At 69.4% G+C, this 14,713-nt stretch carries 15 protein-coding genes and 4 tRNA genes; 14 read left to right on the top strand and 5 right to left on the bottom strand.

The window, feature by feature from the left end:
* The first annotated feature begins 10 nt into the window (after nt 1–10).
* The 6 genes from A5694_RS21180 (at nt 11) to A5694_RS21155 (ending at nt 4,843) form a co-directional block, all read left to right on the top strand.
* A complete protein-coding gene (locus A5694_RS21180; RefSeq protein WP_064924260.1) occupies nt 11–1,159 on the top strand; it encodes a thiolase family protein in 1,149 nt (382 codons plus the stop codon).
* A gap of 11 nt (nt 1,160–1,170) precedes the next feature.
* Nucleotides 1,171–2,319: an acyl-CoA dehydrogenase family protein gene (locus A5694_RS21175; protein ID WP_064924259.1), complete on the top strand. Its 1,149-nt coding sequence runs from the start codon at nt 1,171–1,173 to the stop codon at nt 2,317–2,319.
* Nucleotides 2,320–2,480: 161 nt separating this feature from the next.
* Nucleotides 2,481–3,095 (top strand): TetR/AcrR family transcriptional regulator, encoded by a 615-nt coding sequence (locus A5694_RS21170; protein WP_109535783.1) that lies wholly within the window; start codon nt 2,481–2,483, stop codon nt 3,093–3,095.
* 14 nt (nt 3,096–3,109) lie between these two features.
* Nucleotides 3,110–3,628, top strand: a complete 519-nt coding sequence (locus tag A5694_RS21165) for a hypothetical protein (protein ID WP_064924298.1) — start codon at nt 3,110–3,112, stop codon at nt 3,626–3,628.
* A 28-nt stretch (nt 3,629–3,656) separates the two neighbouring features.
* A complete protein-coding gene (locus tag A5694_RS21160) occupies nt 3,657–4,337 on the top strand; it encodes a hypothetical protein (RefSeq protein ID WP_064924297.1) in 681 nt (226 codons plus the stop codon).
* Complete coding sequence (locus A5694_RS21155) at nt 4,334–4,843, top strand: DoxX family protein (protein WP_064924258.1); 510 nt, start codon at nt 4,334–4,336, stop codon at nt 4,841–4,843. The genes A5694_RS21160 and A5694_RS21155 overlap by 4 nt, the downstream gene beginning before the upstream one ends.
* An 18-nt stretch (nt 4,844–4,861) precedes the next feature.
* Here A5694_RS21155 and A5694_RS21150 read toward each other — a convergent pair whose 3' ends face one another.
* Complete coding sequence (locus A5694_RS21150; RefSeq protein ID WP_064924257.1) at nt 4,862–5,164, bottom strand: hypothetical protein; 303 nt, start codon at nt 5,162–5,164, stop codon at nt 4,862–4,864.
* Nucleotides 5,161–6,687, bottom strand: coding sequence for a class I adenylate-forming enzyme family protein (locus tag A5694_RS21145; RefSeq protein ID WP_064924256.1), 1,527 nt, complete (start codon nt 6,685–6,687; stop codon nt 5,161–5,163). Before A5694_RS21145 ends, A5694_RS21150 begins: the two co-directional genes overlap by 4 nt.
* Before the next feature lie 112 nt (nt 6,688–6,799).
* Between A5694_RS21145 and A5694_RS21140 the strand changes: the two genes are divergently transcribed.
* From A5694_RS21140 to A5694_RS21125, 4 genes are read left to right on the top strand one after another with little or no spacing between them, the layout of a single operon-like run.
* Nucleotides 6,800–7,744, top strand: a complete 945-nt coding sequence (locus tag A5694_RS21140) for an enoyl-CoA hydratase/isomerase family protein (RefSeq protein WP_064924255.1) — start codon at nt 6,800–6,802, stop codon at nt 7,742–7,744.
* Nucleotides 7,744–8,895, top strand: coding sequence for a CoA transferase (locus tag A5694_RS21135; protein ID WP_064924254.1), 1,152 nt, complete (start codon nt 7,744–7,746; stop codon nt 8,893–8,895). Before A5694_RS21140 ends, A5694_RS21135 begins: the two co-directional genes overlap by 1 nt.
* On the top strand, nt 8,889–10,241 hold the full coding sequence (locus A5694_RS21130) for an amidohydrolase family protein (protein ID WP_064924253.1): 1,353 nt from the start codon (nt 8,889–8,891) through the stop codon (nt 10,239–10,241). The genes A5694_RS21135 and A5694_RS21130 overlap by 7 nt, the downstream gene beginning before the upstream one ends.
* Nucleotides 10,242–10,282: 41 nt before the next feature.
* A complete protein-coding gene (locus A5694_RS21125; RefSeq protein WP_064924252.1) occupies nt 10,283–11,197 on the top strand; it encodes a class I SAM-dependent methyltransferase in 915 nt (304 codons plus the stop codon).
* Nucleotides 11,198–11,260: 63 nt separating this feature from the next.
* On the opposite strand, the gene A5694_RS21120 is transcribed toward A5694_RS21125, so the two are convergent.
* Nucleotides 11,261–11,333: transfer RNA gene (locus A5694_RS21120), tRNA-Lys, on the bottom strand.
* Nucleotides 11,334–11,456: 123 nt separating this feature from the next.
* Between A5694_RS21120 and A5694_RS21115 the strand changes: the two genes are divergently transcribed.
* The 3 genes from A5694_RS21115 (at nt 11,457) to A5694_RS21105 (ending at nt 11,741) form a co-directional block, all read left to right on the top strand.
* A tRNA-Glu gene (locus A5694_RS21115) sits at nt 11,457–11,529 on the top strand.
* A gap of 32 nt (nt 11,530–11,561) precedes the next feature.
* Nucleotides 11,562–11,635, top strand: a tRNA-Asp gene (locus tag A5694_RS21110).
* 29 nt (nt 11,636–11,664) lie between these two features.
* Nucleotides 11,665–11,741 (top strand) — tRNA-Phe (locus tag A5694_RS21105).
* A 140-nt stretch (nt 11,742–11,881) separates the two neighbouring features.
* On the opposite strand, the gene A5694_RS21100 is transcribed toward A5694_RS21105, so the two are convergent.
* On the bottom strand, nt 11,882–13,084 hold the full coding sequence (locus tag A5694_RS21100) for a tyrosine-type recombinase/integrase (protein WP_234786398.1): 1,203 nt from the start codon (nt 13,082–13,084) through the stop codon (nt 11,882–11,884).
* A 154-nt stretch (nt 13,085–13,238) separates the two neighbouring features.
* Here A5694_RS21100 and A5694_RS21095 point away from each other — a divergent pair, with 154 nt between their 5' ends.
* Nucleotides 13,239–13,499, top strand: coding sequence for a helix-turn-helix domain-containing protein (locus A5694_RS21095; RefSeq protein WP_064924250.1), 261 nt, complete (start codon nt 13,239–13,241; stop codon nt 13,497–13,499).
* A 37-nt stretch (nt 13,500–13,536) separates the two neighbouring features.
* On the opposite strand, the gene A5694_RS21090 is transcribed toward A5694_RS21095, so the two are convergent.
* Nucleotides 13,537–14,625 (bottom strand): DUF3644 domain-containing protein, encoded by a 1,089-nt coding sequence (locus A5694_RS21090; protein ID WP_082952788.1) that lies wholly within the window; start codon nt 14,623–14,625, stop codon nt 13,537–13,539.
* Nucleotides 14,626–14,713: the final 88 nt, after the last annotated feature.

Here is a 14,713-nt window from a genome sequence, read left to right as displayed (position 1 = left end):
AGTAGTTCAGATGCGATCAACGGTGATCGTCGGGGCGGTACGCACCCCAGTCGGCAAGCGCAACGGAGGCCTGGCCGAAATGCACGCCGCGGACCTGTCCGCGCTGGTGCTCAACGAACTGATGGGCCGCACCGGTGTGGATCCCAAGGCTGTCGACGACGTGGTGTGGGGGTGTGTGTCGCAGGTCGGTGACCAGTCCTCCAACATCGGGCGCTACGCGGTGCTGGCCGCGGGTTGGCCTGAGCACATCCCGGGCACCACGGTCAACCGGGCGTGCGGCTCCAGCCAGCAGGCGCTGGACTTCGCGGTGCAGGCGGTGATGTCAGGGCAGCAAGATGTCGTCGTCGCCGGCGGCGTCGAGGTGATGAGCCGGGTGCCGTTGGGGGCAGCCCGGGCCACCGGGGAGCCCTACGGGCCCAAAGCGCTTGCCCGCTATGACGGTTTCGCGTTCAACCAGGGCCTGTCGGCGGAGATGATCGCGCAGCGTTGGGGTTTCGGCCGCGCACGCCTGGATGAGTACTCGGTGCAGTCGCATCAGCGTGCGGCGGCCGCCCGCGGCAGCGGCATGTTCGACGAACAGATCATGGCGGTGACCACCGGCGACGGCACCGTCGTCGACACCGACGAAGGGGTGCGGCCGGGCAGCACCGTCGAGCGGCTGGCCGGGCTCAAGCCGGCATTCGCCGACGACGGTGTCATCCACGCCGGGAACTCCTCGCAGATCTCCGACGGCGCCGCAGCGCTGTTGGTGATGAGCGAAGACGAGGCCGCCCGACGCGGACTGACGCCGCTGGTGCGCTACGTCGCCGGCGCGGTGACCGGAGCCGATCCGGTGCTGATGCTCACCGGGCCCATCCCCGCCACCGAGAAGGTGTTGAAGCGGGCCGGGCTGCGCCTGGACGAGGTCGGCGTGTTCGAGGTCAACGAGGCGTTCGCGCCGGTGCCGCTGGCCTGGTTGGCCGAGACCGGTGCCGATGAGAAGCGGCTCAACCCGGTCGGCGGGGCGATCGCCCTGGGCCACCCACTCGGTGCGTCCGGTGCGGTGCTGATGACCCGGATGATTCATCACATGCGCGACAACGGTATTCGCTACGGATTGCAGACGATGTGCGAAGGCGGCGGAACCGCCAACGCCACCATCGTCGAGCTGGTCGGGTAGGGGAGACACTCATGCAGCGCACGCTGTTCACCGAAGATCACGAGGCGTTCCGCGCGCTGGCCCGCGACTTCGTCGAAAAGCACGTGGTGCCCGAGTATCCGCAGTGGGAGAAGGCCGGCCGGATGCCGCGCGCGGTCTTCGAGCACCTGGGCTCGCTGGGGATGCTGGGCATGGCGATCCCCGAGCAGTACGGCGGCGCGGGCATCGACGATTACCGCTACAACGTGGTGCTGCAGGAGGAGGCGGCGCGCGCTCTGGTCACGCTCTCCACGGTGCGCACCCAGCTCGAGGTGATCCTGCCGTACTTCCTGCACTACGCCAACGACGAGCAGCGGGCACGTTGGTTCCCCGGGCTGGCGGCCGGCAGGCTGCTGACGGCGATCGCGATGACCGAACCCGGCACCGGATCGGATCTGGCCGGGATGCGCACCACCGCGGTCCGAGACGGCGAGGACTACGTCCTCAACGGCGCGAAGACGTTCATCACCGGCGGCATCCAGGCCGACCTGGTGATCGTGGTGGCGCGCACCTCCACCGACCCCGACAACCGTCGCCGCGGGCTGACGCTGCTGGTGGTCGAGGACGGGATGCCCGGGTTCACCCGCGGCCGCGAGCTGGACAAGATGGGCTGCAAGGTGCAGGACACCGCCGAGTTGTCCTTCGCCGACGTCCGGGTGCCGGTGGCCAACCGGCTGGGCGAGGAGGGCGAGGCGTTCAGCTATCTCGGCCACAACCTGGCGCAGGAACGGCTCACCGTCGCCGTGGGGTCGGTCGCCCAGTCCCGCTCGGCGCTGGCCGCCACCATCGACTACGTCAAGAACCGCAATGTGTTCGGGTCACCGGTGGCGTCGTTCCAGAACACCAAGTTCGAGCTGGCCGCGGTCTCCACCGAGATCGAGGCCGCCCAGTGCATGCTGGACCGGGCGGTCGCCGAACACGTCGAGGGCGAGCTGTCGGCGGCCGATGCCGCGCGGGTGAAGCTGTTCTGCACCGAGATGCAGGCCCGGGTGATCGACCGGTGCCTGCAGTTGTTCGGCGGCTACGGCTACATGATGGAGTACCCGATCGCGCGGCTGTACACCGATGCCCGGGTGGCCCGGATTTATGCCGGGACCAGCGAGGTGATGAAGATGATCATCGCCAAGTCGCTGGGGTTATAGGCCGCCGAGCGTGAAGGTGGCTTCACGTTCGACGGCGAGAGTGAACGCGGCTTCACACTGGGCGTGAGGTCAGCGAAAAAGTTTCTTTGATGAGACCCTTGTCACAACCGCCCTAACCAACCTACTGTGTGTTCACTTGGTTGGTTGATCGAAGGAGCCCGGTGACCTCACCACGGCCGTACGCCACACTGCTCGCCAAAGGCGAGGACCGCCGGCAGCGCATCCTGCTGGCCGCCGAACGGCTGCTGGCGCGCAACGGCTGGCGCAACACCTCCCTGGCGCAGATCGCCCGCAACGCCGGTGTCAGTGCGGCGGGCCTGCTGCACCACTTCTCCTCCAAGGAACAGCTGCTGCACGCGGTGCTCGACGCCCGCGACGCCGACGACGACACCCACGCCGACCGAAGCGGCGACCTCATCGAGGAGATCCAGCGGGTGGCCGAGCGGTTCGCCCGCGCACCCGAACTGGTCGGAACGTTCACCGTGCTGCTCGCCGAGAACGTCCTGCCCGAGGCGCCGCTGCACGACCGGATGCTCAAGCGCTACCGCGCCGCGGTGGATATCGTCGCCGACCTGATCCGGCGTGGCCAGGACGCCGGCCGCTACCGCACCGACTTCGACGCGGGCATCAAGGCCGCCGAGATTCTCGCCTTTATCAACGGAATGGAGATGTCATGGCTTCTGGACCCCTCAATACCTCTGAACGAGGTGTTCACGGCGTACACGGAAACACTGGCCCGCGACTTCGCTCCGCCGGTAAAGGACGGGCAGCCGTGAGCAGCGATCCGGACATGCGCTACCGGTTCGACGTGGTCGGCCGCGGCGTGCTGGACGTGGTGACCGCCGCCGGCGGCTGGCTCTACGACCGCGCGACGGCCGGGTGGGACGTCACCGTGATGATCCTCGACGACCGGGAGGACATCCGGCCCTTGCAGATCCTCGGGGCCCAGGTGTTGGACCTGGCGTCGGTGCTCAAGCAGTGGGAGCAGTGGCCGCACCCCCAGACGATCGCCGTCTGCGCCGAGATGTTCGACGGCCACGCCCAAGTGCGCCAGGGCGTGCTCGACGCGCTGGAGCACAGCAGCACCGAGGTGACGCTGTGGGGAGCGGTGCCCGCCGAACTGCATCGCGACGTCGACACCCGACAGCACCGGCTCAGCGCGGCGGCCCGCGCCTTCAAGGCCCAGGCGTTGCGGGCGGCCGGTGTCGACCCGGCGGCCACCGGTTCGGGAACGGCCCAGATTGAGACGTTCCGCTGCGGTCCGGCGGCATGTACCTCAGTCGCTGCGGACCTGAGCCCCGCCAGCTGACGGGCGCTATCGCGCGTTGACCGTGAACGTGTCGGAGCCGCAGTCGCGCTCCCTGGTGTTGGTGACGGACTACCGGGTTCCGGATCCGGCCCGGGTTTGGCCGCTGTTGCAACGTCACCGCGACAGCCTGGCTCACCTGGGTGCGCGCCACGTCCTGATCTACACCTCGTCTGTCGATCCCGGCCGGGTGCTGGCGGTGATGGCGATCCGCGCCGCGCAGCCGGTGGTCGACCTGCTGCGCGACGAGGCGTTCATGGGCTGGTTCGACGCCGTCGGTGTCAGCGACATCCCGGCCGTCTTCGCCGGTGCGCTGGCGGAGCGGATCGACCTGGCCGAGCCGGCGAGCCTCGCCGAACCGCCGGGCGTAGTAGTCGCGGCGGTGGCCGAAGTCGTCGACGCCGGGACGCTGATCGCGCACGTCCATGCCACCGCCAGAGATTTCACCGCGGCAGGCATCCGGAAGATCCTGATATTCCAGGCTTTTGACAATCCCCGTGAAGTGTTCATGCTGCAGGAGGCCTCCGAAGAGGTGGACGAAGCCGGCGCCGCGCGGTGGATCAGCCAACCCGAATTCGCCGCCGAATGGATCACCCGGGCCGGCGTCGGCGTCTATCCGCCGGTCTTCGTCGGCCGGCTCCAGCACGTGATGCGCGTGACGGATCAGCAAGACGACCAAGAAGATCAAGCAGAAGGAGAACCCATTCGATGACCGCTTACGGCGTGGGACTGTTGATCGTGCGGCTCTGCCTGGGCCTGACCATGGCCGCACACGGCTACAACAAGATCTTCTCCGGGGGCCGGATCCCCGGCACGGCACGCTGGTTCGACAGCATCGGGATGCGGCCGGGCACGTTGCACGCCCGGATGGCCGCCGGCACCGAGATCGCCGCCGGCTTGGGCCTGGCCGCCGGTCTGCTCACGCCGATTCCCGCGGCGGGCTTCGTCGCGCTGATGTTGGTGGCGGCCTGGACGGTGCACCGCGGCAACGGCTTCTTCATCGTCAAGAGCGGCTGGGAGTACAACCTGGTGCTGGCCACCGTCGCCGTCGGCATCGCCATGCTCGGCGCCGGGCCGCTCAGCCTGGACCAGCTGCTGTTCGGGCAGAACTGGTGCGACGGGTGGACCGGCCTGCTGATCGCGGCCGGGCTCGGCCTGGCCGGCGGAATCGGGCAGCTGGTGGTGTTCTTCCGGCCGCCGGCACCAGAGCAGGCCTGAGCGGGCCGGCGCTGCCGGTCAGTCGCTGGCCGGCAGCGGCTTGGCTTCCTTGATGGTCATCGGCACGGTGCCGATGCTCAACGTCCCGGCGCCGGCCTTGGTGACCAGCACCTCGGCGCCAGCGTCGTCGACGTAGCGCTTGCCCATCACGGCGCCGCCGGCGAAGGCGGGGTCCAGGGTCGCGCCGCCGGCCGCGCTGTCCTCCAAGGGCACCATCGGGGCGCCGCCGGCACGCAGCTCATCGAGGCTGTCGGCGGTCTTCACCACGATGACCTGGGTGTCGCACACCTGACTCTTCAGACGGGTACCGGACTTGATCATTGCGCCCCTTCGGCTTGGACGGTTTGCAGTGCTTCGGTCAGTTCAGAAACGAGTTCCCGGCGCAGCACCTTGCCGGTCGGGGTAGTCGGCAGCTCCGGCCGGAAGACGATCCGGTCCGGCGTGCGGGACCCGCGCAGCTGTTGCCGAACATACTCGCGCAGCGCGTCGGGTTGCGGCGCCGCACCCGGTGCCGGGACCACGCACGCGACGATGATCTGACCCCACTCCGGATCGGGGGCCCCGACCACCGCGACCTCCCGAACCTCGGGGTGCTCCACCAGCACGTCTTCGATCTCGGCGGGGGCGATGTTCTCGCCGCCGCGGATGATGGTGTCGTCGGAGCGGCCGACGATGAACAGGTAGCCCTCGCTGTCCAGCACCGCCAGATCACGTGTCGGGAACCAGCCGTCGGCGTCGAGCACCGATCCGATGCCGGTGTAGGTGCCCGAGACCTGCTCGCCCCGGACGAACAGCTCGCCGGGTACGCCGGCGGCAACCGGCCGGCCTTCGTCGTCGCGGATGACGACCTCGATACCGGGCACCGGGCGCCCGACCGAGCCCAACCGCTTGCGGACGTCGTCGTCGCTGGATTCATAAGCGGTGCGGTGGTCTTCGGGGGTGAGTACCGCGACTGTCGAACTGGTCTCGGTCAGCCCGTAGGCGTTGACGAAGCCGACCTCGGGCAGCAGGTCCAGCGCCCGGCGCACCAGGGGCAGGGCCACTTTGGAGCCGCCGTAAGCCAGGTTGCGCAGGGTGGGCAGCGGGGTGGGGTGGGCTTCCAGTTCCGAGACGATGCGCTCGAGCATGGTGGGCACCACGGTCGCGGTGGTCACCGCCTCGGTCGTGACCAGCCGGACCCATTCAGCGGCGCTGAAGCGGCGCAGATACACCGATTTGCGGCCGGCGTAGAGGTTGCTCAGCGCGGCTCCGACGCCGGCGATGTGATACGGCGGAACGCAGATCAGCGCGGCGTCCTGGGGTTCGGCGGAACCGAACTCCACCGTGCCGGTTACGTAGCTGGTCAGGTTGTTGTGGGTCAGCTCAACGGCTTTCGGTGCGGAGGTGGTGCCGGAGGTGAACAACACGACCGCCACGTCATCGGGATCCGGCCATTGCACCGCGGGTGCGGTGGTGCGGGCCCGCGCGCAGAAGGTGTCCGAATCGATCCCGCCGCCGCCGAGGTCGCCGACCTCCCCGATCAGATCGAGGTACTCCTTGTCGACGACGACCAGCGGTTGCGGCAGCCGGGCGATCAGCTCTCGCAGCGCCTGCCCGCTGAGCCGGTAGTTCAGCGGCGCGAAGGGCTGCCCGGCGCGCGCCGCGGAGAACAGCAGCAGCGGCAGCATGTCGCCACCCATCCCGACGTAGGCCACACTGCGTGCGCCGGTCTCGTTGATCACGCCGGCCCCGGCGTCGGCGAGGGCGTTGAGCTCCGCGGTGGTGTAGCGGGCCGATTCCGAGACCACGGCGACCCGGTCCGGGTCGGCGGACACCGCCATTTCCAGCAACAACGAAATGCTCACCGCTCGGCTCCCCGTCATGCGTCGTGAATGAGAACGACATTATCATTTTCTGGTAGTTCCGCTACCGTGCGGAGCATGGTCGCACCCGGCCCTCGGTACGCTGACGTGCGTCATGATCAGCGTGGTCGACCTCCAGGCGCCACCCGACGCCGAGCCCGGCGCCGGGATCATCATCGCGACGGGCACCCGCTTCGACACCGCGCACGCCGAACACTGGCTGCAGCGTGCCAGCTTCACCCTCTCGGAGACCGATGCGACGGATCACCGGGTGATCACCGTGGGATCGGTGGCCGAGGCGCTGGCCGACCTCGCCGATCGGTGCCGGCGCCGTCCGCATGCGGCGGCGATCTGCGACGACGTGCTGCGCGCGGTGGATCCGGCGGCGCCCGCACGCGCCGGGGTGGTCACCGAATCGCTGGCCTACTCGGTGCTGCAGGCCGGCCCGGAGTTCGCCGGCTGGCTGGCCGAGCGGGGGCCGGCCACCGCGCCCGACACCAGCGACCCGGTGGTCATCGATCGGGACGGCGACACGTTGCGGCTGCGGTTCAACCGCCCGCAGCGGCACAACGCCTTCACCAACGCGATGCGCGCCGCGCTGCTCGACGGGCTGGCCGTCGCTACCGCTGACACCTCGATCGACGAGGTGGTGCTGTGCGGGACCGGGCGGTCGTTCTGCAGCGGCGGTGACCTCGCCGAGTTCGGCGGCTTCACCGACGTGCCCAGCGCGCACCTGGCCCGCACCCGCTACAGCCCCGCGCTGGCGCTGGATGCGCTGACCGCTCGGCTCGGCAAGCGCTGCCGCGCCGAGATCCACGGCCAGGTGCTGGGCAGCGGCCTGGAGATGGCGGCCTTCTGCGGCCGGGTGCGGGCCCACCCCGAGACGGTGCTGGGTCTGCCGGAGCTGAACCTCGGGCTGATCCCGGGCGCCGGCGGCACCGTCAGCATCACCCGCCGGATCGGACGGTGGCGCACGGCGTATCTGATCCTGTCCGGCCGCACCATCGACGCACCGACCGCCCTGCGCTGGGGGCTGATCGACGAGATCGCGACGTTTTGATGGCCGAGGCGGCTTGGGGCGCATCCGGTTTGGCTTGGCTGACCGGTGCGCCCGACGGCCGCCCGGATTTCTCCCGCGCCGCGGTGCTGCAGCGCGCCGGGCAGCTCGTCGATCGGCTGGATTTGGGCGTCGACGCCGCGTCGCTGCTGGCCGGCCGCGCCGCGCTGCGGGGCTTCACCCGCGCCGGCCGGGTGTCGCCCGGGGGCGCCTCCCGGCTGCTGCCCGCCGTCGACGGTTGGTGGGCACTCACCTTGTCGCGTCCCGACGACCTCGACGCCGTGCCCGCCCTGATCGAAACCGATTGCCCCGGTGAGCCGTGGGCCGCCATCGCCGCATGGGCGGCCGATCAGCCGGTAGCCGACGTGGTCGGCCGTGCCCGGCTGCTCGACCTTCCCGCCGCCGGGCTGGGGGAGACCGCTGCCGCGCCACCGCTGATCCGCCGGGTCGGTCCTGCGGGCCCGAGCCGCGGACCGGGCGGGGCCCTGGTCGTCGACCTGACCTCGCTGTGGGCCGGGCCGCTGTGCGGACAGCTGCTGGCGCAGGCCGGCGCCACGGTGGTCAAGGTGGAAAGCCCGTCACGCCCGGACGGGACGCGTGCGGGGGACCGCGCGTTCTTCGACTGGATGAACACCGGAAAACTGTCGTGCGCCATCGATTTCGATCACGACGCGGTGTTTCTGGCGCAGTTGCTGGCGGCCGCCGACGTGGTGTTGGAAGGCTCGCGTCCCGCGGCGCTGGCCCGCCGCGGTCTGGGGCCGCTCGACGTAACGGGCCGGCCGGGGCGGGTGTGGCTGCAGATCACCGGCCATGGCGGTTTCCCCGGCTTCGGTGACGACGCCGCGGTGGGCGGCGGGCTGGTGGGCTTCGACGGTGCTGGCGACCCGGTGTTCTGCGGCGACGCCATCGCCGATCCGCTGACCGGCATCGAAGCGGCCGTCGCGGTGTTCGAGGCGCTGGCCCGCGGCGGCGGCGAGCTGATCGCCTTCTCGCTGGCCACCGTCGCCGCCGGGTATGCCGCGCTACCGCTGCAGCCCCCCGGTGAGCACCCGGCGTCGCCGCCAGGCCGCCCGCGGATCGAGGGCCGCGGCCCGCGGCTGGGGGCCGACAATGCGCGGGTCGGCGAACTCGTTCAGGCGGCGTCGCGGTGCTGATCCAGCGCGCGGTGTTGCTGGACGGGCCGGTGGTCGACATCCGGCTCGCCGACACCATCACCGAAGTCGCGCCCCGGCTGGAGGCGCGCCGCGGTGAAGATGTGCTCGACGCGCGCAACGCCACGGTGATTCCCGGGCTCCACGATCACCACCTGCATCTGCGGTCGGCGGCCGCGGCGCTGGATTCAGTGTGTCTGGGGCCCCCGCAGGTGCGCACGGTCGATGAGCTGGCCGCCGCCCTGCGCTCCGCAACCCCGGATCGCGACGGTTGGGTGCGCGGCTACGGCTACCACGAATCGGTCGCCGGCGAGCTCAACGCTGCACTGCTGGACCGGTTTTCACCGGAGGTTCCGGTGCGGGTGGCGCACCGCAGCGGCGCGCTGTGGGTGCTCAACTCCGCCGGCCTGGCCCGGACCGCGATGGCCGACCACGGCGACGGACGGCTGCTGCGGGCCCACGGCGACCCGGTGCCCCGGCTGCCGCACCGGGAGCCGTCGCTGACGCAGCTGAGCCGGCGGCTGGCCGCGTGGGGCGTCACCGGCATCACCGAAGCCACCCCCGACCACGGGGATGCCGATCTGGCTGTATTTGCCGCGGCGCGGCGCACCGGTGAGTTGCTGCAGCGCCTGCACTGCCTGGCGCCCGCCGGGGTTGTTGCCCCGCCCGGGGTCACCCTCGGGCCGACCAAGATCATCCTCGACGATGCCCGCCTGGACCTGGATGCGCTGGCGAAAGCGCTGTGCGACAACCACTCCCGTGATCACGGCGTGGCGCTGCACTGCGTCACCGATGCCCAGCTCACCGTCGCGATCGCGGCCTGGCAAACCGCCGGGGTGCATCGCGATGACCGCATCGAACACGCCGCGGTGGTGCCCGATGACCGGCTGGCCGACCTCGCCGCGCTCGGCATCATCGTCATCACCCAGCCCAACTTCGTGGCCGAACGCGGTGATGACTACCTGGCCGAGATCGAGGCGGATCGGCACCACGAACTGTGGCGGCTGGCGTCGTTGCGGGACAACGGGATTGCAGTGGCGCTGTCCACTGACACGCCGTTCGGAGACGGCGATCCCTGGGCGGCCATGCGGGCCGCGGTGCACCGGAGCACGCCGAGTGGTGTCGTTTTGGGCCGCACCGAGCGGATCGCGGCCCGCGAGGCGCTGGCGATGTTCACCGGCCGACCCGACCGGCCCGCGGCACTGCGCAGGATCGCCCCCGGTGAACCCGGCGACGTGTGTCTGCTGGCCGCGGATCCGGCCGAGGCGCTGGCCGCGCTCGATGCCGACCTCGTCGCGGTGACCGTCGTCGCCGGCGGCGTGGTGTCCCAGCGCAGCGGAAGTCGGTAGCCTGTCTAGGTAACTTTGATCGGGATTTCGGAGGCACGACGATGACGCGCACGGACAGTGACAGCTGGGACCTGGCCAGCAGTGTGGGGGCGACCGCGACCATGGTGGCGGCGCAACGCGCGCTGGCCACGACCGGGCCGGACAAACTGATCGACGACCCGTTCGCGGCGCCACTGGTGCGTGCCGTCGGCATTGACTTCTTCACCCGCCTGGTGGACGGCGAGATCGCCTTTCCCGAAGGCGGCGACTTCGATCCGGTCCGGATGGGCCACGGCATGGGGGTACGCACCCGGTTTTTCGACGAGCACTTCCTGAGTGCAACCGCTAGCGGCATCCGCCAGGCCGTCATCCTCGCCGCCGGGCTTGACGCCCGCGCCTACCGGCTGGCCTGGCCGGCCGGCACCGTGGTCTACGAGGTCGACATGCCGCAGGTGATCGACTTCAAGACCACCACCCTGGCCGGCCTGGGCGCCGAGCCGACCACCGAGCGCCGCACTGTGGCCGTCGACCTGCGCGACGACTGGCCGGCCGCGCTGCGGGCCGCCGGATTCGACTCGCAGGCGCCGACCGTGTGGAGCGCCGAGGGCCTGCTGGTCTACCTGCAGCCTGCGGATCAGGACGCGCTGTTTGACACCATCACCGGGCTCAGTGCCCCCGGCAGCCGGCTGGCCTGCGAGTTCATCCAGGACACGTCGGTGTTTTCCAGCCCGGAGTGGCGCGAGCACCGGGAGAAAATGGCCGCGCTCGGGTTGGAGGTGGAGATCGGCGATCTGATCTATCACGGCGAACGCAGCCACATCGTCGAGTACCTGACCGCGGCGGGCTGGACCGTGTCGGGCCGGCAGGTCACCGAGCTCTACGCCGACGCCGGCTTGGAGTACGGCGATGACGCCTTGGCGGTGGCGTTCGGGGATCTGACCTATCTGAGCGCCGCACTGCCGGGCCCGGGGGTATGAAAAAGGTCACAGCGGCTGCTCCGGTGCTGCGGCGCAGCCGCCGCCACACCGACGTCGATGCGGTGCCCCCAGCAGGGCTCGAACCTGCGACCTGCGGATTAAAAGTCCGTAGCTCTACCAACTGAGCTATAGGGGCCGTGCCGGAACAGGATACTGCCTTCCCGATCGAGCCCGCGTTTGAGGATTGGGCCCGCCGTGCCCTAAGCTAGCGAAGCTCCCAACGTGAAACGTTGCGAGTCCCCGGAGAGATTCGGTTCTGGCCCCCTTCGTCTAGCGGCCTAGGACGCCGCCCTTTCAAGGCGGTAGCGCGGGTTCGAATCCCGTAGGGGGTACTCGTAACGCGGAAACGCGGAGCGAAGAGCAAGGCCCTGTGGCGCAGTTGGTTAGCGCGCCGCCCTGTCACGGCGGAGGTCGCGGGTTCAAGTCCCGTCAGGGTCGCTTCATACGGCGAGGCACACGTGCCTTCCGGCCAGGTAGCTCAGTTGGTACGAGCGTCCGCCTGAAAAGCGGAAGGTCGCCGGTTCGATCCCGGCCCTGGCCACCAAGAGAACCACCTGGTAGCAGGTGGTTTTTCTCGTATCTGGGGCAGATTCCGATCGGGCCGATGTGACACGAAGTGACACGCTGGGTTGCTTATTCCTCCGGCGGCTCCCCGAGGTGACACGGGATGTGTCACTTCTCGGGCTACTGCGCTTCCTTCTTCTTCCCGGTCGTGATCGACCCGAGCATGGCCGCCGCGTCGGCCAACGCGTCGTTCGTACTGTGCGCGTAGGTGCGCAAGGTGAAGCCCGGATCCTGGTGCCCCAACCACGCCGCGATCACCACGGTCGGGACGCCGTTCAGGTGCATCAGGGTCGCGCATGAGTGCCGTGCGTCGTGGAGCCGAACGTGGGGGAGCCCGGCGTTACTCAGCGCCTTGCGCCACGCAGCCGTCAACGTGTCCGGGTACGGCGCCGCGCCGAGCTCATCGACGACGACATAGCCGCTGTCGATCCACTTCGATCCGAGGCGCAGCTTTGCCTCCTTCTGCCGCTTCCGAACACGACGCAGCGCGGCCGTCAGATCATCGGGCATCGGCAGCGTTCGGACACTGCTCTTCGTCTTCGGTGCGCCGGTCGTCGCGCCGCCCGCCGTGGACAGCCGCGCGGTCGTCACCGCGAGGGTCCCGGCATCGAAGTCGACCGCGTCCCAGGAGAGGCCGAGAATCTCACCGCGTCGCAGCCCGAGAACCGCCAGCCTCCAGGCGATCCCGTAGCAGTGTGAGTCGGTCGCGGCGAGCAGCTGGGAGACCTGCTCGGCGGTGAGCGTGTTCATCTTCTTCTCGGTGTCGGTCGAGAGCGACTTCACGAGCGCTGCGGGGTTGCGCACGAGGATGCCCTGGTTCACCAAGTCGTCGAAGATGCTGCGGGTCCTGGCGAGCATCGGGTTGATGGACGTCGCGGCCCATTCGCCGCGCACCTTCTTCGCTGACTTCGGCAGCTTCGACGGCGCGTTCCAGGTGCCCATCTTCGAGGTGCCCGCACGCAGCGCCTGCACCACCGACTCGATGTCGTCCTTGGTGACGTCCTGGACCTTCTTCACGCCGAGGTGGTCGACGATCGGCCGCAGCGCCGTGACGTACGCACTCATGGTCTTCGGTCGTATTCGCTGGCCCAGTAACCAGGAGTCCACGGCCTGCTCGACGGTGAGCTCCGACGGCGCGACGTGCACGCCGCGGCCGCGGTCGGCGGCGATGCCGTTGCAGTAGTCGACGGCCTCCTTGAGCGTCTTGAACCTCTTCCTCTTCTGCTGCCGCTTGCCATCAGGACCGGTCACCTCCGGCCGCACTTCATATCGCCTCCCGGACGGCAGGTCGATGGGGGTGACGAATTCGGGGATCTTTGCCATGCGGTGCAGCATCTCTTGAGGGGTGGTCAACCGGGGTGGGTTCAGGACGACACGCCGCTGTAGACGGCACTCCCTGCTGCGCTCAGCGCGACACGCCGAAGGAACGTTTGCTGGCGCGGGCGACAGCGTCGGATGCCCGTGGTCGGATCGATCCATGAGCGAGAACACGAACCCCGAGTTGAGCGCCGCGATCACCGCGCTGATCGCCGCCGTCGGTCAGGCGCAACCCGCAGCGCCGGCCGCCCCGCAGACGATGTTGACGGTGAAGGAGGCGGCCGGCTACCTGCGCTGCTCCGAGTCGCTGATCTATGCCCAGATGAAGGACGGTCGACTCCGCGGCGTCAAGGTCGGCCGGCGCCGGCTGATCCCGATGCGCGAGCTGGTGCGGATCACGGAGGGCGACGCGGCGGCCTGACGCACTTACGCAACCGGGCGCCTGCCGTGACCTCCCGTCAATCTGCAGCGGCGTCGCTTTCGCTCTCCTTGGGGCGGGGCGTCATCCCGGTGGCTTCTCGGAAGCCCTCAGCTGTGCTGCACCGCTTGACGAGGTGGCTCACGTACGCCCTCGTGTACCGGTACGACTTTGTGGGCTCGTCGTACTCGCAGAAGTCGGAGTTCGTGCGATCCGGATTCGAGTCGCCGGGCAACGGCCGAACTTCTCCTCGTTTCCAGGCCGACGTGAAGTGGCTGACGTTGAACACGAACGGGATCTCTGCTTCCACCTCCGCGGCGGCGGGTTTCGGCATTAGTCGGCCGAGGCCTGAGACCGGTCGCTTGCGATCCCTCACGATGACCTGGCCCTTGCGGCCCATCTCCTCCACAGCTGCGCGCTCCTCGTCGGTCATGTCGTCGTAGCGCGTGAACTGCACGGCGACGGCATCCGGATCCTTGGGAGCCAGCTCGACGGTCGCCCGGAGCCTGAACTCGTACCGGGGGTCGGCCGCCACATTCGGGCTGAGCCCGGACTCGAAGTCGGTGAGGAAACCGCGGAGATCGGTGGGGAGCGTCTTGCGGAGTCGTCGGAGCGCCTGTTCGCCCTGCTGGCTGAACGTGCCGACGAAGAGTGGGATACGGAGCCGGAGGGCGAGGGAGTGGTCCGCCCCGAACTGGTTCGTGAGCTCCTGCTCGTAGTTGAGCAGAAGTGCGTGGGAGTGGCCCGACAGCGTGACCATGAGCGCGGCGTCGGCGTGAGCGTGCCGATGCTCCAGCCGGTTTCGCAGCCGTATGAAGAGCCCGAGGTTCGCCCGCACCACGTCGGTGTCGTCGGCCCAGCGTTCGCGAAGGCAGCGCTCCAGTTCCCAGGTCTTGGGCTCCCCGTCGACCTTGAGTAGACGCCTCTTGTACTGCGGATCCCAGTACCGGTAATCGATCCCGTCGCGGATGAACTCCGCGTGCAGCAGGTAGAGCCACGCCAGGTGCATGTGGATGACGAAGCCTTCGAAGGAGCGGCTCTCCGCGGGGTCGTTGTAGAGCCTGACCGCTAGACATGCTTCCTCGACGCTGGCGTCCAGCGTCGCTTGCCAACGGGGAGGGCGTGCCATGCGCCGACTCTATTGGCGGCCCGCGTAACTACGGCGGCGGCGCTCCGGCGGTGTCTCCGCTGTTCGCCGCGCTGGCGCCGGGGCCAAG

It is taken from the genome of Mycolicibacter sinensis (assembly GCF_001667945.1).
GTDB classification, from domain to species: domain Bacteria; phylum Actinomycetota; class Actinomycetes; order Mycobacteriales; family Mycobacteriaceae; genus Mycobacterium; species Mycobacterium sinense_B.
This window is presented reverse-complemented; position numbering and strand designations above follow the sequence as displayed.

Coding starts and splice junctions, on each gene's coding strand:
- A5694_RS21175 (WP_064924259.1), top strand. CDS start 1,171: ATGCAGCGCACGCTGTTCACCGAAGATCACGAGGCGTTCCGCGCGCTG.
- A5694_RS21150 (WP_064924257.1), bottom strand. CDS start 5,164: ATGATCAAGTCCGGTACCCGTCTGAAGAGTCAGGTGTGCGACACCCAG.
- A5694_RS21090 (WP_082952788.1), bottom strand. CDS start 14,625: ATGGCACGCCCTCCCCGTTGGCAAGCGACGCTGGACGCCAGCGTCGAG.
- A5694_RS21095 (WP_064924250.1), top strand. CDS start 13,239: ATGAGCGAGAACACGAACCCCGAGTTGAGCGCCGCGATCACCGCGCTG.
- A5694_RS21140 (WP_064924255.1), top strand. CDS start 6,800: ATGATCAGCGTGGTCGACCTCCAGGCGCCACCCGACGCCGAGCCCGGC.
- A5694_RS21125 (WP_064924252.1), top strand. CDS start 10,283: ATGACGCGCACGGACAGTGACAGCTGGGACCTGGCCAGCAGTGTGGGG.
- A5694_RS21165 (WP_064924298.1), top strand. CDS start 3,110: ATGCGCTACCGGTTCGACGTGGTCGGCCGCGGCGTGCTGGACGTGGTG.
- A5694_RS21155 (WP_064924258.1), top strand. CDS start 4,334: ATGACCGCTTACGGCGTGGGACTGTTGATCGTGCGGCTCTGCCTGGGC.
- A5694_RS21100 (WP_234786398.1), bottom strand. CDS start 13,084: ATGGCAAAGATCCCCGAATTCGTCACCCCCATCGACCTGCCGTCCGGG.
- A5694_RS21135 (WP_064924254.1), top strand. CDS start 7,744: ATGGCCGAGGCGGCTTGGGGCGCATCCGGTTTGGCTTGGCTGACCGGT.
- A5694_RS21180 (WP_064924260.1), top strand. CDS start 11: ATGCGATCAACGGTGATCGTCGGGGCGGTACGCACCCCAGTCGGCAAG.